20 protein-coding genes and 1 riboswitch are annotated in these 25,380 nt (G+C 68.1%); of the genes, 15 read left to right on the top strand and 5 right to left on the bottom strand.

Annotated features, from left to right (window positions below):
• Positions 1–88: 88 nt before the first annotated feature.
• Together RIV12_RS01575 and RIV12_RS01580 are read left to right on the top strand one after the other, a co-directional pair.
• Positions 89–790 (top strand): hypothetical protein, encoded by a 702-nt coding sequence (locus tag RIV12_RS01575; RefSeq protein ID WP_309321746.1) that lies wholly within the window; start codon positions 89–91, stop codon positions 788–790.
• A 158-nt stretch (positions 791–948) separates the two neighbouring features.
• Entirely contained in the window at positions 949–1,914 is a 966-nt protein-coding gene (locus RIV12_RS01580; protein WP_309321748.1) for an ImmA/IrrE family metallo-endopeptidase, read from the top strand.
• Positions 1,915–1,941: 27 nt separating this feature from the next.
• Here the strand turns inward: RIV12_RS01580 and hemW are convergent, their stop codons facing one another.
• The 5 genes from hemW to lepA form a co-directional block, all read right to left on the bottom strand.
• The gene (gene hemW / locus RIV12_RS01585; RefSeq protein WP_428978904.1) at positions 1,942–3,189 is read right to left on the bottom strand and encodes a radical SAM family heme chaperone HemW; all 1,248 of its coding nucleotides are present in this window, start codon (positions 3,187–3,189) and stop codon (positions 1,942–1,944) included.
• A gap of 35 nt (positions 3,190–3,224) precedes the next feature.
• The gene (locus RIV12_RS01590; protein WP_428978905.1) at positions 3,225–4,505 is read right to left on the bottom strand and encodes an MFS transporter; all 1,281 of its coding nucleotides are present in this window, start codon (positions 4,503–4,505) and stop codon (positions 3,225–3,227) included.
• Positions 4,506–4,540: 35 nt separating this feature from the next.
• Positions 4,541–5,551 carry a tRNA (guanosine(46)-N7)-methyltransferase TrmB gene (gene trmB / locus RIV12_RS01595; protein WP_309321754.1) on the bottom strand — a complete coding sequence of 337 codons (1,011 nt, stop codon included), beginning with the start codon at positions 5,549–5,551 and terminating at the stop codon, positions 4,541–4,543.
• Positions 5,552–5,627: 76 nt separating this feature from the next.
• Positions 5,628–6,443, bottom strand: coding sequence for an MOSC domain-containing protein (locus tag RIV12_RS01600; protein ID WP_309321756.1), 816 nt, complete (start codon positions 6,441–6,443; stop codon positions 5,628–5,630).
• A 77-nt stretch (positions 6,444–6,520) separates the two neighbouring features.
• A complete protein-coding gene (gene lepA / locus RIV12_RS01605) occupies positions 6,521–8,404 on the bottom strand; it encodes a translation elongation factor 4 (protein ID WP_309321758.1) in 1,884 nt (627 codons plus the stop codon).
• A gap of 200 nt (positions 8,405–8,604) precedes the next feature.
• Here lepA and RIV12_RS01610 point away from each other — a divergent pair, with 200 nt between their 5' ends.
• The 13 genes from RIV12_RS01610 to RIV12_RS01670 all read left to right on the top strand — a co-directional run bounded on the left by RIV12_RS01610 (position 8,605) and on the right by RIV12_RS01670 (position 25,104).
• Positions 8,605–9,102: a DedA family protein gene (locus RIV12_RS01610; RefSeq protein WP_309321760.1), complete on the top strand. Its 498-nt coding sequence runs from the start codon at positions 8,605–8,607 to the stop codon at positions 9,100–9,102.
• A gap of 147 nt (positions 9,103–9,249) precedes the next feature.
• Complete coding sequence (locus RIV12_RS01615) at positions 9,250–10,839, top strand: S8 family peptidase (RefSeq protein ID WP_309321762.1); 1,590 nt, start codon at positions 9,250–9,252, stop codon at positions 10,837–10,839.
• Positions 10,840–11,104: 265 nt separating this feature from the next.
• Positions 11,105–12,814 carry an anthranilate synthase component 1 gene (locus tag RIV12_RS01620; protein WP_309321763.1) on the top strand — a complete coding sequence of 570 codons (1,710 nt, stop codon included), beginning with the start codon at positions 11,105–11,107 and terminating at the stop codon, positions 12,812–12,814.
• A 3-nt stretch (positions 12,815–12,817) separates the two neighbouring features.
• A complete protein-coding gene (locus RIV12_RS01625; RefSeq protein WP_178388805.1) occupies positions 12,818–13,525 on the top strand; it encodes an anthranilate synthase component II in 708 nt (235 codons plus the stop codon).
• 112 nt (positions 13,526–13,637) lie between these two features.
• The gene (trpD, locus tag RIV12_RS01630) at positions 13,638–14,726 is read left to right on the top strand and encodes an anthranilate phosphoribosyltransferase (protein WP_309321765.1); all 1,089 of its coding nucleotides are present in this window, start codon (positions 13,638–13,640) and stop codon (positions 14,724–14,726) included.
• A 9-nt stretch (positions 14,727–14,735) separates the two neighbouring features.
• The gene (gene trpB, locus RIV12_RS01635) at positions 14,736–17,009 is read left to right on the top strand and encodes a tryptophan synthase subunit beta (protein ID WP_309321767.1); all 2,274 of its coding nucleotides are present in this window, start codon (positions 14,736–14,738) and stop codon (positions 17,007–17,009) included.
• Position 17,010: 1 nt separating this feature from the next.
• The gene (trpA, locus tag RIV12_RS01640; RefSeq protein WP_075417217.1) at positions 17,011–17,886 is read left to right on the top strand and encodes a tryptophan synthase subunit alpha; all 876 of its coding nucleotides are present in this window, start codon (positions 17,011–17,013) and stop codon (positions 17,884–17,886) included.
• 212 nt (positions 17,887–18,098) lie between these two features.
• The gene (locus RIV12_RS01645) at positions 18,099–18,755 is read left to right on the top strand and encodes a hypothetical protein (protein WP_075417218.1); all 657 of its coding nucleotides are present in this window, start codon (positions 18,099–18,101) and stop codon (positions 18,753–18,755) included.
• Positions 18,756–18,899: 144 nt separating this feature from the next.
• Positions 18,900–20,477, top strand: a complete 1,578-nt coding sequence (locus tag RIV12_RS01650) for a hypothetical protein (RefSeq protein ID WP_309321769.1) — start codon at positions 18,900–18,902, stop codon at positions 20,475–20,477.
• 205 nt (positions 20,478–20,682) lie between these two features.
• Positions 20,683–22,194 carry a hypothetical protein gene (locus RIV12_RS01655; protein WP_309321771.1) on the top strand — a complete coding sequence of 504 codons (1,512 nt, stop codon included), beginning with the start codon at positions 20,683–20,685 and terminating at the stop codon, positions 22,192–22,194.
• Between the two features lie 159 nt (positions 22,195–22,353).
• The gene (locus tag RIV12_RS01660) at positions 22,354–23,007 is read left to right on the top strand and encodes a type II toxin-antitoxin system PemK/MazF family toxin (RefSeq protein ID WP_309321773.1); all 654 of its coding nucleotides are present in this window, start codon (positions 22,354–22,356) and stop codon (positions 23,005–23,007) included.
• Positions 23,008–23,247: 240 nt separating this feature from the next.
• Complete coding sequence (gene rpsT, locus RIV12_RS01665; RefSeq protein WP_009396927.1) at positions 23,248–23,508, top strand: 30S ribosomal protein S20; 261 nt, start codon at positions 23,248–23,250, stop codon at positions 23,506–23,508.
• A gap of 108 nt (positions 23,509–23,616) precedes the next feature.
• On the top strand, positions 23,617–25,104 hold the full coding sequence (locus RIV12_RS01670; protein WP_309321775.1) for a DUF1846 domain-containing protein: 1,488 nt from the start codon (positions 23,617–23,619) through the stop codon (positions 25,102–25,104).
• A gap of 131 nt (positions 25,105–25,235) precedes the next feature.
• Positions 25,236–25,365, top strand: a riboswitch (FMN riboswitch).
• The last annotated feature ends 15 nt before the right edge of the window (positions 25,366–25,380 follow it).

Genomic DNA, 25,380 nt, shown 5'->3' on the forward strand with positions numbered 1-25,380 from the left:
GAGCAACACCCTGTCACTTCCGGTTCTGCACGCTCACCTGTGGTAACTTCTGGTTTCGTCCACTTGTTCGAGGCTCTGGGAGGCTCTCATGACTCAGTCCATTACACAGTTACCACACACACAAGTCATCACCGGAGCGACGGCCGAGCAGGAACTTCACGCGATGGGTCTGATCCCCTCCAACCTCACTCGGCCCTGCGTTGAGGGGCTGCAGAGCGCAGTCATCAGCTACTCATCTTTCGAGCCGGTGATCGCCTTCGGGATCTCCATCTGGTCGAAGATCGTGGGAGCTCTGCGCAAACAGCTCGACAAGGAAGACTGGAAGCACCATGACATCGCCAACGCACCCCGATCGGTCAGCCCAGACGGGAGCATGGCAATCGCAGCAGTTGGCGGCGACTCACAGACTGCTCACGCGAACGGCAACCCGCGCAATGCGCGCATCAAAGGCCCCAGATTCGCCAATGAGATCGAAAACAACGCGGCAAAGAGTAGAGCTCCGAGATACACGCAGTGTCGGCTCAACCTCGGACCTGGAGATGAGGATACAGTTTTCGCCAATCTGCAAACCTGGGTCCTGCTCTATTTCTGGGACCGAGCCAGCAATGAGTTACGCCTGGAGCTATCGCTGCCGATAGAATGCGACAAAGGCTTCGTCACCCAGTGGGAGACGCGCATCATTCTTCCCGCACAAGATCTCTCAGGATATACTGAATTGTCTTCCGGAGACGACATGCAGTCCTATGCAGCCACACAGGACGTGGACTTCGAGATCACCGCTATCTCATGACACTCGAGGCATCGCGAGTCACCCTGGCCAGACAGAGGGCAGGACTGTCCAAGTCAGCGCTGGCCCACAAGACAGGGACGACACCTCGCACAGTGACGACATGGGAGTCTACGGGCCCCCCCTCATCGAGGTTGCTTCAGATCGCCACCATCACAGGGATGCCGCCCGAGTTCTTCTCGACCAAGGAGATTGACCTACTGGAAGAGAAACAGCTGTTCTTCCGGGCACGACGACGCTCTCCATCCGTCTTACTGCGTCGTTCAACGGCCTTCGGAGCACTGGGGGTCGAGTTCTACAGGTCTATTTCCAAACATTTTAGGACACCTGCCCTCAGCCTGCTCGACACCGAGTTTCGCAACTCACCTCAAGAGGCGGCCATGGCTCTGCGTCTAGCATGGGGAATGGGTCTGGAACCTGCTCCCAACCTGGTGCAGATGGCTGAGGCTCATGGAATCAGAGTCCTCGGGATTCCGTTGGCGGACGTCAAAGTGGATGCATTCAGTTTCTGGTCAGCGGACGGACGCCCCTTCATCTTCCTGTCCCGCGTCAAGACAGCGGAGCGTTCACGCTTCGATCTGGCACACGAGATCGGCCATTTGATACTCCACTCGGATGTCACCAAAACCGAAGAGGCAACAGACCGACAGATCGAGCATGAAGCGAATATTTTTGCCGCCGAGTTCCTGCTTCCCACAGAGTCCTTGCGCGCCAAGTTATCAAGCCCTCCGTCACTCGACACTCTGATGAAGATCAAGATCACCTACGGGACGTCGGCCATCGCAACGGCGCGTTCTATCTACGACGCAGGATTGTTGTCGGACTGGGGATACCGGCAGATGCTCGCTACGCTCACCACACGAGGCTTCCATCACGGAGAGCCAGGCAGTATGCTCCCCTATGAGAAATCACGAGTCTTCAGCACTGTCAATGATCATCTGAGGTCTCGAGGACTCTCAGTCTCAGACTGGGCTAGGACAATCGGTCAACGTCCTGACGATGTTACTAGTTTTATGCTCGGCCAAGCGCTTCACGCAGCCCCAGATACGGGCACGGAATCCAGCTTGGAGAATTCAGGCAGTGAGGAGCACCCGACTGTCAGACCAACACTTCAGATTGTGAAGTAGCTCTTTTCAGCAGTAACTGGGGTGGGTTCATCGGGTCAGGGCGCGGGTGACGGTATCGGCCATGAGACGGCCGCGCAGGGTGAGCACCGCCCGGCCCCTCATGGCTGCACTGGCGTCGAGCAGTCCATCGACGACGAGACCGGCCACAACGGGCACCAAGTGCGGTGGGGTGGCTCCTGCGGCGTCAGGTAGGTCTGTTGGTGGGCCGCTCGGCCCGGACCCGAGGCTCGCCAGCTCGAGGCCCTCACGCAGACGGATGCCCAGCATGATCCGCTCCAGCTCGCGGGAGTCGGCGTCGATGATCTCATGCCCGGCCACGGGCAGATGGCCGGTGGCGATCTGCCCCGCCCAGGCGACCGGGTGCTTGGTGTTCCACAGGCGCACGTCCCCCAGGTGGGAGTGGGCCCCGGGCCCGGCACCCCACCAGTCCCAGTCGAGCCAGTAGGCCTGGTTGTGGCGGCACTCGGCACCGGGGCGCGCCCAGTTGGAGATCTCGTACCACTCGTAGCCGGCCTGGCGCAGGGCGGCGTCGGCCATCTCGTACTTGGTGGCCTCGTCGTCATCCTCGGGCATCGGCAGCTCTCCGCGGCTGACCTGTCCCCACATCCTGGTGCCCTCCTCGATGACCAGGGCGTAAGCGCTCACGTGGTCCGGGCCGATCCGGGTCACCGCGTCCAGGGAGCGCTGCCAGTCCTCCAGGGACTCCCCCGGCGCCCCGTAGATGAGGTCCAGGGAGGTGCTCAGACCCGCCCGCCGTGCCCACTCCACCACGTGGGGCACCCGGGCGGGCTCGTGGGTGCGCTCCAGAACCTTCAGCACGTGGGGCACCGCCGACTGCATGCCGAAGGAGACCCGGGTGAAACCGCCTTCGGCCAGGGCCACCAGGTCCGCCTCGTCCACGGAGTCCGGGTTGGCCTCCGTGGTCACCTCCGCATTGGCGGCGAGCCCGAAGCACTCGCGCACCAGCTCCAGCATGCTCACCAGGTCGGAGGCGGGCAGCATGGTGGGGGTTCCTCCACCCACGAAGACGGTCCGGGCTGAACGCACCGGCAAGCCCACGCCGTCCATGGCGCGGCGGGCGGCACGCAGCTCGCCGGCGAGAGTCCCTACGAAGTCCTCGGCCGAGGCCCCCTGCCCCATGGTCAGGTTCGTGTAGGTGTTGAAGTCGCAGTAGCCGCAACGCACCCGGCAGTAGGGCACGTGCAGGTACACCGAGAACGGGCGCTCGCCTCCGCCTGGAGCAGGAACGGCCGCCTGTGGCGGCAGCTCCCCCATTCCCGGCAGGGGGTCACCCACCGGCTGGGCCGGGCTCACTCGGCGCCGCCTTGAGCCTCGGCCCGCTCGTCGTCGCCCTCCAGGACGCCGGCGGGAATGGCCGGCTCGGGCCTGCCGGAGTCGCCCGCGCGGGCCGCGATCTGGGCGCACACGGTCATGAGCACCAGCACTCCCACCACCATGGCGAAAGGGGCCACCCATCCGCCGCTGTGCTCATGGACCCAGCCCATCACCACCGGGCCGACGGCGGCCAGGCAGTAGCCGGTCGTCTGAATGACCGCGGTGGTCCGGCGGTTCTCATCGACCGACTCCGATCGGCGGATGACCAGGGTGAACAGGGCGGCGAAGAAGGCGCCGTGCGCGATGCCCGAGAACATGCAGGGAACCAGCCAGTAGCCGGGGGCCACCGTCAGGCAGATCGGCAGCATCAGCCAGCAGGCGCAGATGACGCCGAGGACCCTGCTGGCCGGCCACCCCAGCGTCTCGAACATCACCGGGACCAGCAGGGGTCCCACGATTCCCAGCAGGGAGAAGACGGAGGCGGCGACACCGGCGCCGGACTCACTCATGGCGAGCTCGTCGACCAGGGCCGTGGGCAGCCACCCCGAGATCGCGTAGTAGGAGAAGGTCTGGGCGGCGAAGGCCACGGCCATCACCCAGGTCAGGGGGCGTTTCCAGACGGCGGCGCCGGTCGACGACGTCGGACGGGCCAGGGAGCGCTCCGTCACCCAGGAGGTCATCCCCGATCGCTCCCGCAGGCTCTGCCGGGGTGTCTGGCTGCCGGGCGGGAAGACCCACAGCCACAGGGCACCGGCCAGCAGCACCGGGATCGCGGTCCAGGCAGCGGCCGAGCCCTGCCAGCCGATGACGAGGGCCAGCGGCACGGCCAGGGCGGTGGCCGCGGTGACGATGACGTTGCAGGTGGAGGAGTACAAGCCTGTCATGAGCGACGTGCGGTGCCAGAAGTCGCGGCCGATGACCATGGGCGCCACCAGGTTGCCCACCGTCAGCCCCGCCCCGATGATGACGGTTCCGGCGAAGGCAGCCCAGGTGGTGCCGGCCGAGCGCAGCAGTGCCCCGGCCAGAGCCATTCCCAGGGTGAGCAGGCCCGCGGTGTTGATGCCGACACGACGCACCACCGTCGAGGCCAGCGGGGTGAGCAGCCCGAAGCACAGGATCGGCACGGAGGTCAGTGCGCCGCGGGCCACCTCCCCCATGCCCAGGTCCTGCCCCAGGCGCGTCAGCAGGGGCGGGATGACGCCCACCGGTGCCCGCAGGACTGCGCAGAACCCGAGGAAGCCGGCGACGATGACCATGAGCCAGGCGCGGCGGGGCAGCCTGGAGGTCTCAGTCACGGCCGGTCCGCCGGGTGCAGCAAGCCGTCACCGCGCCCCTCGCGCAGCCGCCAGGGCTGGGACTCCAGGCGGTTCCATGCCTGCCCCTCGGCCTCGAGACGATCCAGCATGGAGGCGCCCCGCTCGGGGATCCAGGCCACCTCGGTGCGCACTGCGGTCAGGTCCCGGATCGTGCGTCCCGCGTCCAGGCCCCGCTGCTCGAAGCGGGTCATGACCCGCCCCTCGTAACGGGGCGACCAGCCACCGCGCGCCCCCGCCGGGGATCCCGGGTCCAGGCCGTTGCCCAGACTGTCCTCCTCGGCGGTCTCGGCCCCCAGGTCAGGACGGGCGCCGGCGTCGTCGTGCCGGAAGTAGGGCAGGGTCGCATCCTGCCGCAGCCCGGTGGGCAGCGCCGCCACATCCTCGATGACGTCGCGCATCTGCCAGGCGTAGTCCGCCCAGTCGGTGGCCAGGCGCCACACCCCGCCGGGACGCAGCACCCGCGCCACCGAGTCGGCGAAGGCGGTGGTCACCAGGCGGCGCTTGCGGTGCCGGGGCTTGCGCCAGGGGTCGGGGAAGAACACCCACACCTCGCTGGCGCAGGACACCGGCAGGGCGGTGGCCAGCAGCTGGGAGGCGTCAGCGGGAACGACACGCACGTTGTGCAGGCCCTGGCGGTGGATCGAGGTCACCAGCCGGGCGATCGCGGTCTCCCAGACCTCCACCGCCAGGTAGTCCGCCCCGGGGTGGGCGGCGGCGTGGGCCAGCAGCGCCTCACCACTGCCCGAACCGACCTCGACGATCAGCGGCCTCACCTGACCCACATGCCCGAAGAGCTTCTCCGGCTCCAGGCGGAAGCTCGGGGACACGGTGCGTACGGCGTCGGCCCGAGGCACATCGACCACGTAGCGGGGACCCAGCGCGACCAGGGCCTCGGCCTGGACGGGGCGCAGCCTGCCGCCGGCGCGCGAGAAGGAGCGCACCCTGGAGTGGATGGCGTGGGAGCGGGGCGGGTGGTGCTGAGCCATGCGGAGCCTTGCGTCCTTTACTTCTGTCAGGTCTCGAAACCGTCTGCCTGGTGCCGTCAGGCGCTGAGCGGCGCCGTCAGCCGACCTGCTCGTGGGCGGCGGCGCGCACGTACTTCTTGGTGAAGGGGGCGATGACGCAGTTGCCGAAGATCTCGGAGTTGAGCAGCCCCTGGGCATCACGCGGATCGTGGTGGGCGAACCAGCGCCGGCAGGTGACCCGGTGGCCCGGGGAGGAGACCACGCGCACCTCGTCGCCGGCCTGCACCGACCCTTCGTCGAGGACCGCCAGGTAGACGCCCACCCGGTTGCGCGCCGAGAAGACCTCCACCCAGTCCGCACGGCCCACACCACGGGCGAAGGTGGCGCACGGGTTGCGCACACCGGTCACCCTGACCCGCAGTCCTCCGTTGCTCGGGTCGCCGATGGACAGGATCGCGCCGATCTCCACGTCGTCGATATCGCCCTCGATGAGGAGGTTCTCCCCCAGCCGCCCCGGCTCGATACCGCCCAGGACCTGCGACCAGTGGCGCTGCTCGGCGGCGCTCATGACGTAGAGGGCCTTGTCACGGCCCCCGTGGTGGGCGCGATCCCCGTGCTTGTCGGAGACGATCCCGGTCCGGCCGACCTCGACCGGCCCATCGACGGCGCCCTTGTGGATCGCCGAGACGCCTGCCGGGCCGGCATCGGGCCGCAGCCCTTTGACAGCGCACACCGCGCCGACGGTTCCCACCAGGTCGCCGTCATGGAACGGCGAGGGCTCATCGTTGTGGCGCCCGTCCGCGCCGGCGTGGGGCTCGCCCAGGACCCGGGCCAGCTCCCGGGTCAGGACCAGGTTGGAGCCGTCGTCGGTCAGGGCAGCATCAACCGTGGTCTGCCTGCTCTCGTCGCTCATGTCCGCAGCCGTCCTTCCATCGTCCGCCGGAACCGTCCTCGTCCTGCTCGGTCCTGTCCCCGTACCCGCAGGCTCCGCTACTTGCCCGGCTTGGCACCGGTGGGTGTGTCCGCACCGAGGGCCGCGATGAAGGCCTCCTGGGGCACCTCGACCCGGCCGATGGCCTTCATGCGCTTCTTGCCCTCCTTCTGCTTCTCCAGCAGCTTGCGCTTACGGGTGATGTCACCGCCGTAGCACTTGGCGAGCATGTCCTTGCGCAGGGCCCGGATGTTCTCACGGGCGATGACGCGGGTGCCGATGGCCGCCTGCACGGGAACCTCGAACTGCTGGCGCGGGATGAGGGCCTTGAGGCGCTTGGTCATCATGACACCGTAGGAGTAGGCCGAGTCGCGGTGGACGATGGCGCTGAAGGCATCCACCTTGTCCCCGTTGAGCAGGATGTCGACCTTGACCAGGTTGGCGTCCTGGGAGCCGTCCGCCTCGTAGTCCAGGGAGGCGTAGCCGCGGGTGCGCGACTTCAGGGCGTCGAAGAAGTCGAAGACGATCTCCGCCAGCGGCAGCACGTAGTGCATCTCCACGCGGGACTCGGAGAGGTAGTCCATGCCCTGCATGGTGCCGCGACGCGACTGGCACAGCTCCATGACCGTGCCCACGAACTCGCTGGGGGTCAGGATCGTGGCTCGCACCACCGGCTCGGAGACGGAGGAGACCTTGCCCTCGGGGAACTCGCTGGGGTTGGTCACCGTGTGCGTGGTGCGGTCCTCCATGGTCACCTCGTAGACCACGGAGGGGGCGGTGGAGATGATGTCCAGGTTGAACTCGCGCTCCAGGCGCTCGCGGATGATCTCCAGGTGCAGCAGGCCCAGGTAGCCGCAGCGGAAGCCGAAGCCCAGCGCCACCGAGGTCTCCGGCTCGTAGGTCAGGGCGGCGTCGTTGAGCTTGAGCTTGTCCAGGGCGTCGCGCAGGGCCGGGAAGTCCGAGCCGTCCACCGGGAACAGGCCGGAGAAGACCATGGGCTTGGGGTCCTGGTAGCCCGACAGCGGCTCGTCGGCCGGCGCCGCCGCGGAGGTGACCGTGTCACCGACCTTGGACTGGCGCACGTCCTTGACCCCGGTGATGAGGTAGCCGACCTCGCCGGCCCCCAGGCCGGCCGACGGCGTGGGCTCGGGGCTGATGACGCCGATCTCCAGGAGGTCGTGAACGGCCTTGGTGGAGAGCATCTCGATGCGCTCGCGGGGCTTGAGGGCGCCGTCGACGACGCGCACGTAGGTGACCACGCCGCGGTAGGTGTCATAGACGGAGTCGAAGATCATGGCGCGCGCCGGGGCCTCGGGGTCGCCGTGCGGGGGCGGGACCGTCTCGACGATCCGGTCGAGCAGCTCGGGCACGCCCTGTCCGGTCTTGCCCGAGACCTTGAGGATGTCGTCGACGTCGCAGCCGATGAGTGAGGCGATCTCCTCGGCGTGCCTCTCCGGCTCGGCGGCGGGCAGGTCGATCTTGTTGAGGACCGGGATGATGGTCAGGTCCCCCTCGATGGCCATGTAGAGGTTGGCCAGGGTCTGGGCCTGGATGCCCTGGGCGGCGTCGACCAGGAGGACCGCGCCCTCGCAGGCGGCCAGCGAGCGGTTGACCTCGTAGGAGAAGTCGACGTGCCCGGGAGTGTCGATCATGTTGAGTGCGTAAGCGCGCGTGACGCCGTCGTCGCCCTCAAGGGCCCAGGGCATGCGCACGGCCTGGGACTTGATGGTGATGCCGCGCTCGCGCTCGATGTCCATGCGGTCCAGGTACTGGGCGCGCATGTCGCGGGGCTGGACGACGCCGGTGGCCTGGAGCATGCGGTCGGCCAGGGTGGACTTGCCGTGGTCGATGTGCGCGATGATGCAGAAGTTGCGCAGCCGGGCCTGCTCGGTGGCGGCGGGCTGGACGCTGGTCATCTGCTCTGGTGTGGGGATCGGTGACACGGAGATCGGTTCCTGGCTCTTCCTCGTATCCGGCATGGGTCTGGACCAAGTCTCCCACGACGGCGGCCCACCACCCCAGCCCGCCGGGCCAACCCGTGGTGTGAGGTGCGGCCGCACGCCGGTTCCCCACGGCTCCCGCGAGCGCAGGCGTCGGCGACCCCACAATCGGACGCCGTTCGACTTAGGTTAGCCTTCCTCGCATGCTGGAATGGATCCGCACCCTGCCCTATCCCTGGGTCTTCCTGTTCTTCTGGTGTCTGGCCATGATGCGCTCGCACACCATGTACTGGATCGGCCGGGGCATCACGGCGGGGACCGCACGCACCCGGTGGGTCTCACTGCTCGAGTCCCCGGTGTACGCCCGAGCCCAGGCGTGGTCGGCCCGCTGGGGTGTGCTGGCCGTGCCGATGTCCTTCCTGACCGTCGGCATACAGAGCGTCATCCAGATCTCCGCGGGGGTGGCCCGCATGCCGCTGCGCCGCTACGTGGCGGCCACGGCCGCGGGGGCGATCGCCTGGGCCACCGTCTACACGACCATCGGTATGGCGATCCTGACGGCCTGGATCACCGGGCCTACGGGTCGCGTCGTCTCCCTCCTGATGGTCACGGCCCTGGTGCTTGTCGTTGTGGCTCGTCGCAGTCGAGTCACGCACTGCGAGCACTGCGACCAGGGCAGGAGGCACGGCAAGCAGGCATGATCAAGCCGGACCTGTCCGCAGAAGCCATCGGGGAGACCTCCCCACTCCCACTGATGGGTCTTTGCCGCCGCTTCATGCCAGACTCGTCGCAGTTCGGGTTCCTGAACAGTCCCCACCCCGGGCGTCCCTATCGAAAGCCTCCCTGAAATGTCTATGACCCCCAACAGAGAACGCGTTCTGCTCATCATTGCCGTCTCCATCGCGGTGGTCTCCGTCATCGCCGTCGGCCTGGTTCGCGCCGGAGTCCTCGGCGGCCACAAAGCCACCGCCAGGGCATCAGCCTCTGCGCACAGCAACGCTGCGAACGCCACCGAGCCCAGCGACCGCTTCATCATCTCTTACGCCGAGAACTCGGCAGCGGCCAAGGTCATCGCCTCAGCGAAGGCCTACGGCGAGAACGTCCTCGATTCCTTGCCCGCCAAGGACAAGCAGGCACTGACCGCCGCCGCGGGAAAGTTCTCGGTCAAGCTGGAGAGCGTGACCGCTCACGCCATGAGCACTGCGGCCGTGAAGCTGAGTGACAAGCTCACCGTGGATCAGGTCAAGGAGTTCATCTCCACGCTCGAGGCCGCTGACGGCATCGAGGCCGTCGAGCCCGATATGCACGTCACAGCCCTGGACAAGACCTCCACCAAGGACAGCAATGTCCCCAACGACCCCTACTTCTCCGAGCAGTGGGACATGACCTCGGGCGCCTACGGGATCAACGCCACCAACGCCTGGTCGCAGTCCACCGGCAAGGGCGTCACGGTCGCCGTCATCGACTCCGGCATCCTGACCGACCACCCGGACTTCAAGGGCCAGCTCCTGCCCGGCTACGACTTCATCGCCGACGCCGAGAGCGCACGCGACAACGACGGCTACGATTCGAATCCCTTCGACGAGGGCGACTGGGCTGAGCCGGGTGAGTGCTCCGCCCAGACCGGAGAGAATAAGGGCCGGGAGTCGACCTGGCACGGCACCCATGTAGCCGGGACCATTGCCGCGCGCACGAACAACGGCGAAGGTGTGGCAGGTGTCGCCCCGGACGCCAGGATCGTGCCCGTCCGCGCCCTGGGCCGCTGCGGCGGCAACAGCGCCAACATCATCGACGCCATCACCTGGGCCTCGGGCGGCAAGGTCAACGGCGCACCGGTCAACAAGAACCCCGCCCAGATCATCAACATGAGCATGGGCGGCTCCCGTACCTGCCCCCACTTCTACCAGAAGGTCATCAATGCTGCAGTCGCGCGCGGTGCCATCATCGTCGCCGCCGCCGGCAACAATAATGAGGACGCCAGAAACGCCGCCCCTGCCAGCTGCGAGAACGTCATCACCGTCGGTGCCACCACGAACACCGGGGCCCGCTCGTCCTTCTCGAACTACGGTGACACCGTCGAAATCTCCGCCCCCGGTGGCGAGATCAAGTCCCACACCGGCATCCTGTCCGCGACCGACGAGTCGCCGACAGCGCCTCGGACCGCCAACTACGCCGGCATGGTGGGCACCAGTCAGGCGGCACCGCACGTGTCCGGCACCATCGCGCTGATGCTGGCCTCCAACCCCGATCTGAAGACCGCGGAGATCGTCACCATCCTGCAGAACACGGCCAGCCCCATGGCTAAGTGCGACCGGTACGCCTGCGGCGCCGGCATCGTCAACGCAGCCTCCGCTGTGGCCCAGGTATCCGGCAAGGGCGCCGACCCCAGTGCCACCGCCGGTGGGAGAACCCTCCGCCTCGGCAGCCGACGCGGCTGAGCGTCCGAGCCGATCCGCTGCCTGCGCATACCGGGCGACCGATGCGGACCCGCGTCTCATCCCTTGCCGACGATTTGGTCGCTTCATGACATCGTTCTACCCTCTGTTCCATGACATCGTTCCGTAACCGCCAGTGGTGGTGGCTCCCCTCGAGGCGAGCCGCCACCATCCTGACGCGTTAGGACCTTCCGGCTCGCTCACCGCGGGCCCGCCCGACGCATGAGTGAAAGGCCCGCCTGAACCCCGATCTCAGGAAAGAGGCCCCATGCCACCCACCGTGCCAGACTCCACCCCCGAGGCCGCACCGTCAGCCGCCTCACCCACCGTGCTGACGCGCTCGGTGCGCTACCACGCCGACGGCGGCTCCCTGCTGGAGCAGCTGACCCGCTCCGGTCTGCTGCGTACCACTGCGGACTCGTCCGGAGAGGGCGGCCCCACGCGCCCGGTGGACTGCGTCCTGCTGGAGAGCGCCGACATCACCACGAAGGCATCGCGCACCACGGTCGCCGTCCTGGAGGCCTCGGCCAGGCTGACCTGCTGGGGCGGAACCGTCACCGCTGAGGCGCTGGACGCCGTCGGTGGTCAGGGCCCTGGAGCCGATGGTCTGGCGGCTCTGGCGCGTCTTGAGGAGAGTCTGGCGGAGCACGTCACCGACCGCTCCCCCGGCCGGTTGACTCTCGCCCTGCCCACCAGCTCCGACGACGACCCGATGATCGAGGAGCGCGAGCGGCTCACCGCCCTGTCCACGATCGAGCCGCTACGGCTCCTGGCCCGGGCCGAGGTCGCCCACCCCCACCTGCCGCTGGAGGTGGGAGCCTTCGCCTTCGACTACCTGTCCACCTTCGAGTCCCTGCCCGAGGTGGCCCAGGGCGCCAACACCTGCCCCGACTACCTCTTCTACGACGCGCGCATCATCCTCGTCGTCGATCACCCCACGCAGGAGGCGACCCTGGTGGGGGCCTCGGTCGACACCGCCGGCCTGGAGCGGCGCATGGACGCGTTGTCCGCCGCCATCGACAGTATCGACAGCGCGGCCGACACCGACGTCGAGGCGCCGGCCCCGACCGCCGACGGTATCGGCTCTCCTGTCCTGCACGCGGTGCCCACCACCTCCGACGCCGACTTCGAGGCGGTTGTGGAGGAGATGCGCGGCTACATCGCCGACGGCGACGTCTACCAGGTGGTGCCCTCACGCGGCTTCACCATCGCCTGCCCGGATGCGCTGGCCGCCTACCACGTGCTGCGTCACGCCAACCCCAGCCCCTACATGTTCTACCTGGCCGCCCCGGACTTCGAGCTCTTCGGCGCGTCCCCGGAATCGGCGCTGCTGTACTCGGTGCGCAGTGGCAGGGTCGCCATCCGCCCCATCGCCGGGACCCGGCCGCGTGGGCTGCACCCCGACGGCTCCGTGGACCACGAGCGCGACACCCGTCTGGAGCTGGAGCTGCGCACCGACGCCAAGGAGGTCGCCGAGCACGTCATGCTCGTGGACCTGGCCCGCAATGACGTCGCCCGGGTCAGCCGTCCGGGCAGCCGCAGTGTCCAGGACCTCCTGCGCGTGGACCGCTACAGCCGGGTGATGCACCTGGTCTCAGAGATCTCCGGCGAGCTGGCCGAGGACCTGGACGCCTTGGACGCCTTCCGCGCCTCCATGACGATGGGCACCCTCACCGGGGCTCCCAAGCTACGGGCCGCCGAGCTTATCCGCCGGGCCGAGGGCGTGCGCCGCGGCTCCTACGGCGGCTCGGTGGGTTACATCCGCGGTGACGGCGAGCTGGACACCTGCATCGTCATCCGCTCCGGCTTCGTGTCCGCCGGGACCGCCCTGGTCCAGGCCGGAGCCGGTGTCGTGGCGGCCTCCTCCCCGGCAGCCGAGGCCGCTGAGACCGTTCACAAGGCCCGCGCCGTCCTGGAGGCGGTCGCCACCGCTCAGGGCGCCGCACTCGTCATCGACCAGACCGGCAAGGAGGCCTGAGCCATGCCCCTCACCAACAGCCACAGCAGCGAGCAGGCCGCGAAGCATCTTCTGGAGACATCGGCGCCGGCTCGAGTGGTTCTGCTCGACAACCGCGACTCCTTCGTCTACAACCTCGTCGACCAGTTCGCGACCCTCGGTTCCCAGATCGAGGTCTACCGCAACAACGTGCCTACCTCCCGGGTGCTCGCCGCCCTGGAGCCCACCGCAGCCGAGCGGGAGGCCGGGCGGCGCCCGGTCCTGTGTCTGTCCCCCGGGCCGGGCTATCCGGCGACATCGGGCTGCCTCATGGAGCTCATTGCCACCGCCATGGAGCAGGCGATTCCCACGCTAGGCATCTGCCTGGGGTTCCAGGCCCTCGTCGAGGCCTGTGGTGGGCAGGTCCGCCCGGTCGGCCCGGTCCACGGCCGCTCCGACCGGGTCGAGGTCACTGAGGCGGGGCGTGCGGACACGGCCTTCGCGGTGCTCGACGGCGGACCGCTGGATGTGGCCCGCTACCACTCGCTGGGCACGCGCACGCTGCCCGAGACACTCGTCAGCCTGGCCCGAACCACCCAGGTGGACGGCGACGGAAGCGGTGGCATCGTCATGGCGGCCCGACACCGGTCATTGCCCGCGATCGGCCTGCAGTTCCACCCGGAGTCGATCCTCACCCCGCAGGGTCCGGCCCTGCTCAAGGCCGTCACCACCGACCTGGCCCGGACCGCCTGAGCCACAGCAGCGCCCCGTCGTCCCGCAGATCCCGACGTCGGCGCCACCGCTCGGGCAGAATCGTCCCCGGGCACCCCAAGCCTCAACCACCTGCATAAGGAGCTACAGACCGATGAGTGAGACCAACGGCGCGGCCCCCGCCGCTGCGGGCGGCACGCATGCTGCCACGGCACAGGAGGCGCACGAGCTGCTGCGAGAGGTGGTTCAGGGACGGCGCTTGAGCCGCGAGCAGGCCTCCACGGTGTTCGCGGCCCTGGGTGCCGGCGACCTGTCCGAAGTGGAGACGGCGGCACTGCTGGCGGCGTTGCACGCCCGCGGCGAGGAGCCCCAGGAGGTCGCCGGGGCCGCGAGCGCCTTCCGTCAGGCCGCCCGGGCCTTCCCGCCGGTGTCCTTCCCACTGGTGGACGTCGTCGGCACCGGGGGCGATGGCGTGGGCACGATCAACATCTCCACGGGGGCGGGCCTGGTGGCCGCCTCGATGGGGGTCGCCGTGGCCAAGCACGGCAACAGGGCCGTGTCCTCTAAGACGGGGGCGGCCGACGTCATCGCCGAGCTGGGGCTGCCGCTGGACGTGGAGCCGGCCACGGCGGTCGAGCTGCTGGCCCGTGACCATTTCACCTTCCTGTTCGCCCAGGCCTACCACCCGGCGATGCGGCATGTGGCGCCGGTGCGCAAGGCGCTGGCCACGCCCACGATCTTCAATGTCCTGGGGCCGCTGGTGAACCCGGCCCACCTGACCTTCCAGCTCATGGGTGTGTGGGACCCGGGCATGCTGGACATGATCGCTGAGGCGATGGTCCAGCTGGGGCGTGAGCGTGCGCTCGTGGTCCACGGCTCGGGCCTGGACGAGATCGCCGTCCACGGGCCGACCCTCGTGCGTGAGGCGACGCCCGACGGGGTCAGGGCCTATGAGGTCGCGCCTGAGGATCTGGGGGTGTCCACCTACGAGCTGGCCGATCTGCTGGGCGGGGAGCCGGCCGATAACGCACGCCTGCTGCGTGAGGCCGTCTCGGGTGAGGGAAGGCCCGCCCATCGCGACGCCATCGCAGTCAATGCCGGTGCCCTGCTGTACCTCACCGGTCGGGCTGACAGCCTCGCGGACGGCACTGCGGCTGCCCTGGAGCAGATCCTTTCCGGTGGCGTGGCCCGCCACCTGGAGTCCATGACCAAAGCCAGTGACCTCGCCACTGAGACGGCCTGAGGAGAAGCCGTGACTACCCCCGACATCGCCCCCGTTCCCACCGCGTCACCCGATGGTGCCGGCCCTGGCGAGCGCACTCACCGTGAGCCGGTCGAGGCGCGTCTCATCGCCACGGGCACCGTCCTGGACTCGATCGTCCAGGCGCGCCGCGAGCGCATTGATGAGCTGCGCGCCCGCTTCGGGCACCTGAGAGCTGAAGAGCTGCCGCGCTCGCAGCGCTCCTTCGCGGACGCCCTGCGTACCCGCAGCGGCCAGAGCCACAGACCGCAGCCGGCTCTCATCATGGAGTGCAAGGCGGCCTCGCCCTCGCGCGGCACTATCCGTTCCGACTACGACCCGGCCTCGTTGGCCGCACAGTACGCGCCCTACGCGGCCGCGGTCTCGGTGCTCACCGAGCCCGACCGCTTCAACGGCTCCTTCGACGACCTGGCGGCCGTGCGCGAGGTGGTGGACGCCCCGGTCCTGTGCAAGGACTTCATCGTCGACGAGGTCCAGGTGCTGGCGGCCCGCAGTCTGGGGGCGGACGCGGTTCTGCTCATGCTGTCAGTGGTGCCCGACGACGTCTACCGCGAGCTGGCAGAGCTGGCCCACAGCCTGGGCATGGAGGTGCTCACGGAGGTCTCGACCCCGGAGGAGATGCACCGCGCCTCGGCCCTGGGGGCGGAGGTCATCGGTATCAACAACCGTGACCTGCGCACCTTGGACACGGACCTGGTGCGCACTGAGGAACTCGTCCCGCTGGCTCCGGCCGGGGTGGTCCTCGTGGGTGAGTCGGGGGTCAGTGCTTCCGACGACGTACGGCGTCTGTCCGGCCTGGTGGATGCACTCCTGGTGGGCTCGTCCCTGTCCGGTGCCCCGGACCCGGCCGAGGCCGCCCGGGAGCTGGCCACCGCGGTGCCGCTGCCACAGCCGGGAGGCGAGGACGCATCGTCGTCGGGTCTGGACCGGGATGGTCAGGAGACGGGGCACCACCCGCGACTGCCCGCCTTCTTCGGCCCCTACGGGGGCCAGTTCGTGCCCGAGCTGCTCATTCCGGCGCTGGACCAGCTCGAGGACGCCTTCATCGACGCCCAGGCGGATCCGGCCTTCGCCGCCGAGTTGGACACGTTCATGACGCGCTACCTGGGGCGTCCCACGGCGGTCACCGAACTGCGCAACCTGCCGTTGGAGGGCAACGCCCGCATCCTGCTCAAGCGCGAGGACCTGGTCCATGGAGGCGCTCACAAGGGCAATCAGGTTCTGGGGCAGGCCCTCCTGGCCAAGCGGATGGGTAAGCAGCGCATCATCGCCGAGACCGGCGCGGGCCAGCACGGGACGGCCACGGCCATGGTCTGCGCCCTGTTGGGTCTGGACTGCACCATCTACATGGGAGCCACTGATGTCGTGCGTCAGGCGCCCAATGTCGAGCGCATGGAGCTCATGGGGGCCACAGTGGTGCCGGTGGACAGTGGCGCGGGCACGCTCAAGGACGCCGTCAACGAGGCGCTGCGCGACTGGACCGCCTCCTTCGCCGATACCCACTACCTGCTGGGCACTGCCGCCGGCCCCCACCCCTTCCCCACGATCGTGCGCGAGTACCACCGGGTCATCTCCCGGGAGGCCCGTGCCCAGGTCCTGGGCCTGACTGGGCGGCTGCCGGACTCGGTCATCGCCTGCGTGGGCGGCGGCTCCAACGCGATCGGCATGTTCGCCGAATTCATCGACGACCCCGGGGTCGAGCTCATCGGGGTTGAGCCGGCCGGTGAGGGCCTGGACACGTCCCGTCACGGCGCCCCCATCAACAAGGGCCTGGTAGGGATCCTCCACGGTGCGCGCAGCTACCTCATGCGCACCTCCGAGGGGCAGGTCGAGGAGTCCTTCTCCGTCTCGGCGGGCCTGGACTACCCGGGCGTGGGGCCCGAGCACGCCTGGCTGTCGGACACCGGCAGGGCCCGCTACGTGGGCATCAGTGACGACGAGGCGATTGAGGCCTTCCGGCTGCTGTCACGCCACGAGGGGATCATCCCGGCCATGGAATCCGCCCACGCCTTGGCTCAGGCCCTGGCCATGGCCCGGGAGGTGCCCGACGGCGAGGAGCCCCCGGTCCTGCTGGTGTGCCTCTCGGGCCGTGGGGACAAGGACCTCGACCAGGTGCAGGCGAGGCTGGGGGGCTCCTTCTCCACCGACGGCGCCGTGGCCAGGGCCTCGCGCATGGTGGAGCAGATGGGCAAGCGCACCGAGTATGCGGGCCTGAACGCCGCCAGGAGCACCAGCTCGACCACCGGACCGGACGAGGAGTTCTGAGATGAGCCGCTATCCTGCGATGTTCGCCGCCCTCAAGGAGCGCGGCGAGGGCGCCTTCGTTCCCTTCGTCATGGTCGGCGATCCCGACCCGGGCACCAGCGAGGCCGTCATCGAGGCGCTCATCGCCGGTGGGGCCGACGCCCTGGAACTGGGTGTGCCCTTCACCGACCCGGTCGCCGACGGCCCCACGATCCAGAAGGCGCATGTTCGGGCCCTGGCCGCAGGTGTGAGTTTCCAGGACTGCCTGGAGGTGGTTCAGCGGGTGCGCCGGCGCCACCCGAGGCTGCCCATCGGCATGCTCGTCTACGGCAACGTCCCCTTCGCGATGGGCCTGGAGCGCTTCTACTCCCAGTGTGCGCAGGCCGGCGTCGACTCGGTGCTGCTGCCCGACGTCCCGATCCGCGAGTCGGCCGCCTTCAGCCGGGCCGCCGAGGAGGCCGGTGTCGACGCCGTCTACATCGCCCCGCCGTCTGCTGCGGCCGAGACCCTGGACGCGGTGGCGGCGGCCTCACGCGGCTACGTCTATGCCGTCTCTCGGGTGGGGGTCACCGGCACCGAGCGGGCCTCCTCCACCGTGGGGCTCGCCGAGTCGGTCGAGCGCCTGCGTGCCGACGCCGCCGCGCCGGTGATGCTGGGCTTCGGCATCTCCACGCCCGAGCAGGTCGCTGAGGCCATCGCAGCCGGTGCCGACGGCGCCATCAGCGGATCGGCCACAGTCAAGATCGTGGAGCGCTACGCCCCCGAGATCGTGGCGGCAACCTCCGGCAACAACGGCAGAGGAGGTAATGAGGAGCGCCGCCACTACGCGCTCGGAGCACTGCGCAGTGACCTCGTCGCCTTCACCGCCACCATGAAGGAGGCCACGCGTCAGCACTGACGGCCGACATCAGCAGGCCGTCCAGGACAGCGGAGGGTCGGTGACACGGGAGTACCTGTGTCACCGACCCTCGTCGTCGGTGTCCTGCTCGCCTGGGATAGAGCTCCATGGGGAACATTCCCCCTTCGATATTGACTGTTCGGACTATATGTTGGTCGGACAGTCCATATCCACCCGACATCCACCCGGCCACCCCAGAGAAAGGCAGACCGATGCGCTTACTACGCACCCGTTCCACGCGGTCATGGCAACGCCTTGCCGGCGTCACCGCAGCCCTGCCCCTACTCGTCGCCGGCCTGCTCACCTCACCAGCGCAGGCCGCCCCCGCCTCCGAGAGCGTCATCGCCTCCGGGATCTACAACTCGAGCGGCACCGGATGCCAGGGCTCGGGCACCAGCGCCGACTGCCTCAGCTGGGGCCTGCGCATCCCGTCCACCATCGCACCGAAGAAGGACCTCACCGTCACCATCGAGGCCGACTCCGCCCCCGGCCGGTGGGCGTGGAACTGCCTCGCGAGCGACCGGATCGCCGGCACGGCATCGTTCTACGACTCCCCGAGCAACAAGCTGAGCGAGTCCAGCCTCAAGTCCTCCGCAAAGCTTCATTACGGCGTATACGGAGACAGCGCCGGACAGGTCGAGGCCGTCACGTGCACACCGGAGCATCTGAGCATCACCTACAAGATCGATCACCTGGTGCGCTCCGGGGGCTCATACCTCGACCTGAGTTTTGGAACGACTACGACGACCCCGGGGTCCGGCGAGTACACCTACTCCTTCTCGCCAACCGTCACAACCTCCGCAGACAACACCCCTCAGAAGATCACAGCAACCGTGAAGAAGCCTGCTGAGAACGCAGTGCCCCGTTAGAGGCACGGAAGACAGAAGGACGAAGGTCGGGTAGGCGAAAGTCGTCGCCTACCCGACCTTCGTCTTCGCCATTCCCAACGGGGAAAAGGTCGCATGTGGGGAGTATTCCAACCTTTTGATAATGTCCTTCTTGACGATATATTAATGAGGCAATTGGTTCCCATCCCGATCCCCTCGGAGAAAGGCGTGCTCGTGCACACCCCACCTTCTCTTCCCGCTGGGCTGCGGCGACGCATCCTGGGCGTCGCCATCGCTCTTCCCCTGCTCACCGTCGGCGCCGTCGCCGCTCCGGTGAGCGCAGCCGTCCCGACCGCCACCCCGGACACCGGTATCACCGTGGAGGGGCGCTACCACCCGGCCGGCGCCGGATGCCACGGCTCCGACAGTGCCGACGGCTGCCTGAGCTGGGGTGTGCGCGTCCCCTCGACCGTCGCCCCGAACTCATCCACCACCGTCACCATTGAGGCGGACTCCGTGCCGGGTCAGTGGACCTGGTCCTGCCCCTCCCCGGACGGCGACAGGGTAGCCGGGACCAGCGCCTTCTACATCGACAAGGGCAAGGACGAGCCCGCATCGAAGCTGGCCGATTCCGGCCTGGGCTTCTTCGACCACCTGTACTACAACCAGAAGGGGGACAGCGCCGGCTCGGTCACAGCCGCTTCCTGCACCCCTGAGCACCTGAGCCTGACCTATGAGGTCAACTTCGACGCCGCCTGGGACCAGAGCTCCTATCTCGACCTGGACCTCGGGACCACAGTGGTGGCCCCCGGCGCGGACGCACGCAGCTATACCTTCAGCCCGAAGATCACGACCTCCGCGGGCAGCCTGGTTCTCACGCCCACCGCGACGGCCCACAAGCCCGCTGCCAGCGCGGCTCACGCCACCGTGTCCACCAAGGAGGTCGCGGTCGACGGTGCCGCCAAGGACACTTCCCGCTTCACCATGACGGCGAGGAACGACTCCACCACGCCGCTGTCCAACTTCACCATCTCCGCCGGCCGGTCCAGGGGACAGGCCCAGGTGACCGCCCTGACCTGCGACCTGACCGCCTTCGGAGGCAAGGTCGTCTCCGCCACGGGACCGGCCGAGAACCTCACGGTCTCCGGTGGCGCAGCGAAGGTCCCCCAGGGCAAGGACATCGCCTGCCAGGTGGACCTCAGCGGCATCGTGGGACGCAACCGGGTCAAGGCCGCACTCACCACCGACGGACAGACCTTCTCCAGCGACTACACCAAGGACCGCCCCATCAGCGAAGTAAAGGTCCAGCCCACTGATCGCGACGTTGAGGCCGCCCCCACCGGCACCTACGAGGTCGAGGTCGGCTACAGCGTCACCTTCACCAACACCACCGACGCCGACGGACAGACCTCCAATATCGTTTTGCACCCACGGGTCCCCGCCGGCTTCACCCTCAAGTACGTGTGGGGCAGCGGTGTCCCGTGGTGGATCAGCATGGACGACTACGCGATCCAACCGGATGGCTCCGTGCCGCTGTCCACGGAAGACACCCTGCACGCCCACTCATCAACCACGATGACCTTCACCACCTTCTACGAGGTCAACGCCGAGTCGGTCACCGAGGACACCTGGAAGGCCCTGGGCACCTGCGATCCCCGGGACCCCTCCAAGGGGCTGACCACTCAGATCGACATCGTCGGCAGCGATGGAATCGAGCCCGGCACCTACTCGACCTGCACCACCGTGACGCACACGAAGAACTGAGCACGAGCACGGGTCGATCTGCCTGGCTGGATGAAGGTCGGATAGGTGACAGCCGTCGCCTATCCGACCTTCACATGACTTTCTCACGCAACGAGAAACCGAGCGCGGCGAGACATGTTCCAGTGCCCCGAAACCATCGTTCCCAGCAATCCATCAAAGAAGCGATTCGCTTCTCATTCCCATCACCTCAGCGAAAGGCGTGCTCATGCACTTCCCACCTTCCCCACCCGGTCAGCCGTGGCGGCGCCTCCTGCGCATTGCCCTGGCTCTTCCCCTCATCGCCGCCGCAGCCCTCGCAGCCCCGGCGTCCGCCGATACCGACATCACCGTGGAGGGGCTCTACCACACGGCCGGTACCGGCTGCCATGGCTCCGACAATGCCGAGGGATGTCTGAGCTGGAAGGTCCGTATCCCATCGGCTATTGCCCCGAAGAGCGCCACAGACGTCACCATTGAGGCGGACTCCGTGCCGGGCCAGTGGACCTGGACCTGCCCCTCCCAGAACGGTGACGAGGTGGCCGGGACGAGCTCCTTCTACATCGACAACGGCGGCGGCGAGCCCCCGGCCTTGATCGTAGACTCTGAGCTGAGCTCCATCTCTGAGTTGTACAACCCCCTGCTGGGTGAGCCCATCGGCTCGGTCAAAGCCGTTTCCTGCACTCCTGAGCACCTGAAGCTGACCTATGAGATCAACTTCTACACCCAATGGGACAAGACCAGCTACCTCGACCTGGATCTGGGGACCACGGTGACGGCTCCCGGTGCGGACGCGCGCAGCTACCGTTTCACCCCCACCATCGAGGTCTCCACACGCAATGCGATTCTTCGGCCCACTGTCAGCGCGCACAAGCCCGCTGCCAGCGCGGCTCACGCCACCGTCTCCGTCGAGGACGTCAGGGTCGACGGCGCCGCCAAGGACACTTCCCGCTTCACCATGACGGCGAGGAACGACTCCACCACGCCGCTGTCCAACTTCACCATCTCCGCCGGCCGGTCCAAGGGGCAGGCCCAGGTGGGCACCCTGACCTGCGACCTGACCGCCTTCGGAGGCAAGGTCGTCTCCGCCACGGGACCGGCCGAGAACCTCAGCGTCTCCAGCGGAGCGGCCAAGGTCCCCCAGGGCAAGGACGTCACCTGCCAGGTGGACCTGACCGGCGTCGTGGGACGCAACCGGGTCAAGGCCGCACTCACCACCGGCAACCAGACCTTCTCCAGCGACTACGTCAACCACCGGCCGGTGATTGAGGTGGAGACTCATCCCACGGATCTCCTGGTCGAGGCCGAGCCCACCGGCACCTACGAGGTCGAGGTCGGCTACACCGTCACCTTCACCAACACCACCGACGCCAATGGATCCAGCTCCGATATCGTCCTGCGGCCCGGGGTTCCGGCCGGCTTCACCCTCAAGAGCGTGACAGGTACCGGTACCCCGCGGTGGGTCGGCCCGGACAGCTATGCCCTTCAGGACGACGGCTCCTTGTTCTTGCGCACCGGTGACTCCCTGAACGCCCACTCGTCAACCACGATGACCTTCACCAGCACCTACCAGGTCAACGCCGAGGCGGTCACCGCGGAGACCTGGAAGTCCCTGGGCACCTGCGATCCCCAGGACCCCTCCAAGGGACTGACCATGCAGATCGACGTCGCCGGCAATGAAGGCGGCACCGAGGCCGGGACCCACACGATCTGCACCCCTGTGACGCGCACGGGCAACTAGCGCCTCACCGAGGCGAGCCTCCGGGCGCACCGCACCATCACCCCATTCGCCAGCGCCACCGGTGGTCCCCCTGCTTCGAGGCAGGTCCACCGGTGGCGCTGGTCGCCGTCGTGAGCCTGCAGCAGCCGCCCCATCCCGCCCGACGGTAGGGTGGCGCCCATGGCCAGCCTTCTCAACCGGATCCTCACCCTGCTCGGACGCGCCGCCTCCGACGCCGTCAGCGACGCCCTTTCCCAGAAGTCCTCGACGCCGTCCGGCACGTCCGACAGCACGCCATCCGGTTCGGCTGAGACCGCGCAGTCCCGCACCCCCAAGTCGTCGTCGGCGAAGCCGTCACCGACCCGGCCCCGCGCCCACGACAGCGACGCCGCGGCGGGCGCGGCGACCCCTTCGTCGCGGGGCGTCAGTGTCTACGACGTCTCCGCCCTGGGGCTGCCCGCCTTCAGCTACTCCCCCGATCCCGACGGCGATGCCGACCCAGGTGAGGTGGTGTGGGCCTGGGTTCCCTTCGAGGAGGATCCCACTCAGGGCAAGGACCGGCCGGTCCTGGTCCTGGCTCGCCACGAGACCCTCCTGGTCGTGGCCCAGATGACGAGCAAGGACCACGACCGCGACGCCGCCCAGGAGGCGCGCTGGGGCCGCTTCTGGTACGACGTCGGCACTGGCGACTGGGACCGGCAGGGCCGCCCCAGTGAGGTGCGCCTGGACCGCCTGCTCCTGGTGGAGCCGAACTCCGTGCGCCGCGAGGGGGCCACGATGAACCGCGAGGTCTTCGACGGCGTCGTGGCCGCTCTGCGTCGCCACCACTCCTGATCACCTCCGGAGCCCGTCCTGGACGCGGAGGGTCATGGGGCGATGCACCTCACGCCTGGACCCGGCTTCGCGCCTGGGGACATGGGGATCCTGAATGATACAGTCGCCTACTGGACCTCTGGCCTGGCCGGCTGCGGGGTCCGGCGACCGGGTCAGCCAGGTGCCCCACCACCTCATGTCAACCCGTGGCGCGAACCCTCTCTCCGGCCATCGACCAATCAGACGCGAGAAAGTTTCACCGTGGCGAACATCAAGTCCCAGATCAAGCGCATCAAGACCAACGAGAAGGCCCGCCTGCGCAACAAGTCCGTCAAGTCCGAGCTCAAGACCTACGTGCGCCGCGTGCGCGAGGCCGTCGAGGCCGGCGACAAGGACGCCGCGCTCGAGCACCTCAAGGCCGCCTCCCGCAAGCTGGACAAGGCCGTCTCCAAGGGCGTCATCCACAAGAACCAGGCCGCCAACCGCAAGTCCAAGCTCGCCAAGCGCGTCGCCTCCCTCTGAGGCCACCGCAGCAGTGAGCATCTGAAGGGCGCCTCCCACCGGGGAGGCGCCCTCCCCTTTTTTCCGTCACCCTCTGCCCGTTCATCAGACCGCTTCAAGGAGAGCCCATTGCGCATCGGATTCGACCGCGACAAGTACCTGCGGATGCAGTCCAGCCACATCGCGGAGCGCCGCGCCCAGTTCGGCGGCAAGCTCTATCTGGAGTTCGGCGGCAAGCTCATTGACGACATGCACGCCTCGCGCGTGCTGCCGGGCTTCACCCCGGACAACAAGATCGTCATGCTCGCCGAGCTGGCCGACGAGGTCGAGATCGTCATGGCGGTCAACGCCAAGCACCTCTCCCGCAACAAGGTCCGCGCGGACCTGGGCATCCCCTACGAGGACGACCTGCTGCGCCACATCGACGCCTTCCGAAGCTACGGGCTCTACGTGGGCAGCGTCGTCGTGACCCAGTGGACCGAGGACAACCGCCAGGCCCATGACTTCAAGCGCAAGCTGGAGGCACTGGACATCACGGTCTACCGTCACTTCCCCATCCCCGGCTACCCCGGCGACGTCGCCCGCATCGTCTCGGCGGAGGGCTACGGGCGCAACGAGTACATCGAGACCAGCCGGGACCTCGTGGTCGTCACAGCCCCCGGCCCGGGCAGCGGCAAGATGGCCACCTGTCTGTCCCAGATCTACCACGACCACCAGCGGGGCATCTCCTCGGGCTACGCGAAGTTCGAGACCTTCCCGATCTGGAACCTGCCCCTGGACCACCCGGTCAACATCGCCTACGAGGCCGCCACCGCCGACCTCGACGACGTCAACATGATCGACCCCTTCCACCTGGCGGCCCACGGAGTCCAGACCGTCAACTACAACCGCGACGTCGAGGTCTTCCCGGTCCTGAGCCGCCTGTTCGAGGAAATCCTGGGCTCCTCGCCCTACGCCTCCCCCACGGACATGGGCGTCAACATGGCCGGCAACTGCATCAGCGACGACGAGGCCTGCCGGCAGGCCGCCTGCCAGGAGATCATCCGCCGCTACTACCGGGCCCTGGTGACCGAGAAGCGCGAGGTCATCGCCCCCGTCCAGTCCCAGCGGATCGCGCTGCTCATGGCCAAGGTGGGGGTGAGCAAGGAGGACCGCCCCGTCGTGCCGCCCGCACTGGAGGTGGCCGCGGCCACCGGCGAGCCGGCCTCGGCGATCGAGCTGCCCGACGGGCGCATCGTGACGGGCAAGACCTCCGCCCTGCTGGGGTGCTCCTCAGCGATGCTGCTCAACGCACTCAAGGTCCTGGCCGGGATCGATGACGACATCAACCTGCTGGCCCCGGCATCCATTGAACCCATTCAGAAGCTCAAGACTCAGCGGCTGGGCAGCCGCAACCCGCGCCTGCACACCGACGAGGTGCTCATCGCTTTGGCCGTGTCCGCCAACGGGGACGACAACGCCCGCAAGGCCCTCGACCAGCTCGAGACGCTGCGGGGCTGCGACGTCCACACCTCCACGATCCTGGGCTCGGTGGACGAGGGCATCTTCCGCGCCCTGGGGGTCCAGGTCACCAACGAGCCCGTCTATGCCACCAAGTCCCTGTACCGCAAGAAGTGAGGCCCGGTGCGGGCGGCCCTCCCGCGGTGCGCCCGCACCCGGACACCCCATTGAGGTGGGGGTGGTCACATAGGCGCGGAGAAACGGCTGAACGCACTCGCGCGCGGTACATTCTCCCCAACGAGATGAACTCGTGTGCTCTGGGGTCGGTGAAAGTCCGAACCGGCGGTGACAGTCCGCGACCCGGTCGCATCCAGCGACCGGCTGACCAGGTGGAACTCCTGGACCGACGGTGAGAGTCCGGATGGGAAGCGCACACGGGACACACCATGCCTC

It is taken from the genome of Actinomyces stomatis (assembly GCF_031292835.1).
Taxonomy (GTDB): domain Bacteria; phylum Actinomycetota; class Actinomycetes; order Actinomycetales; family Actinomycetaceae; genus Actinomyces; species Actinomyces stomatis.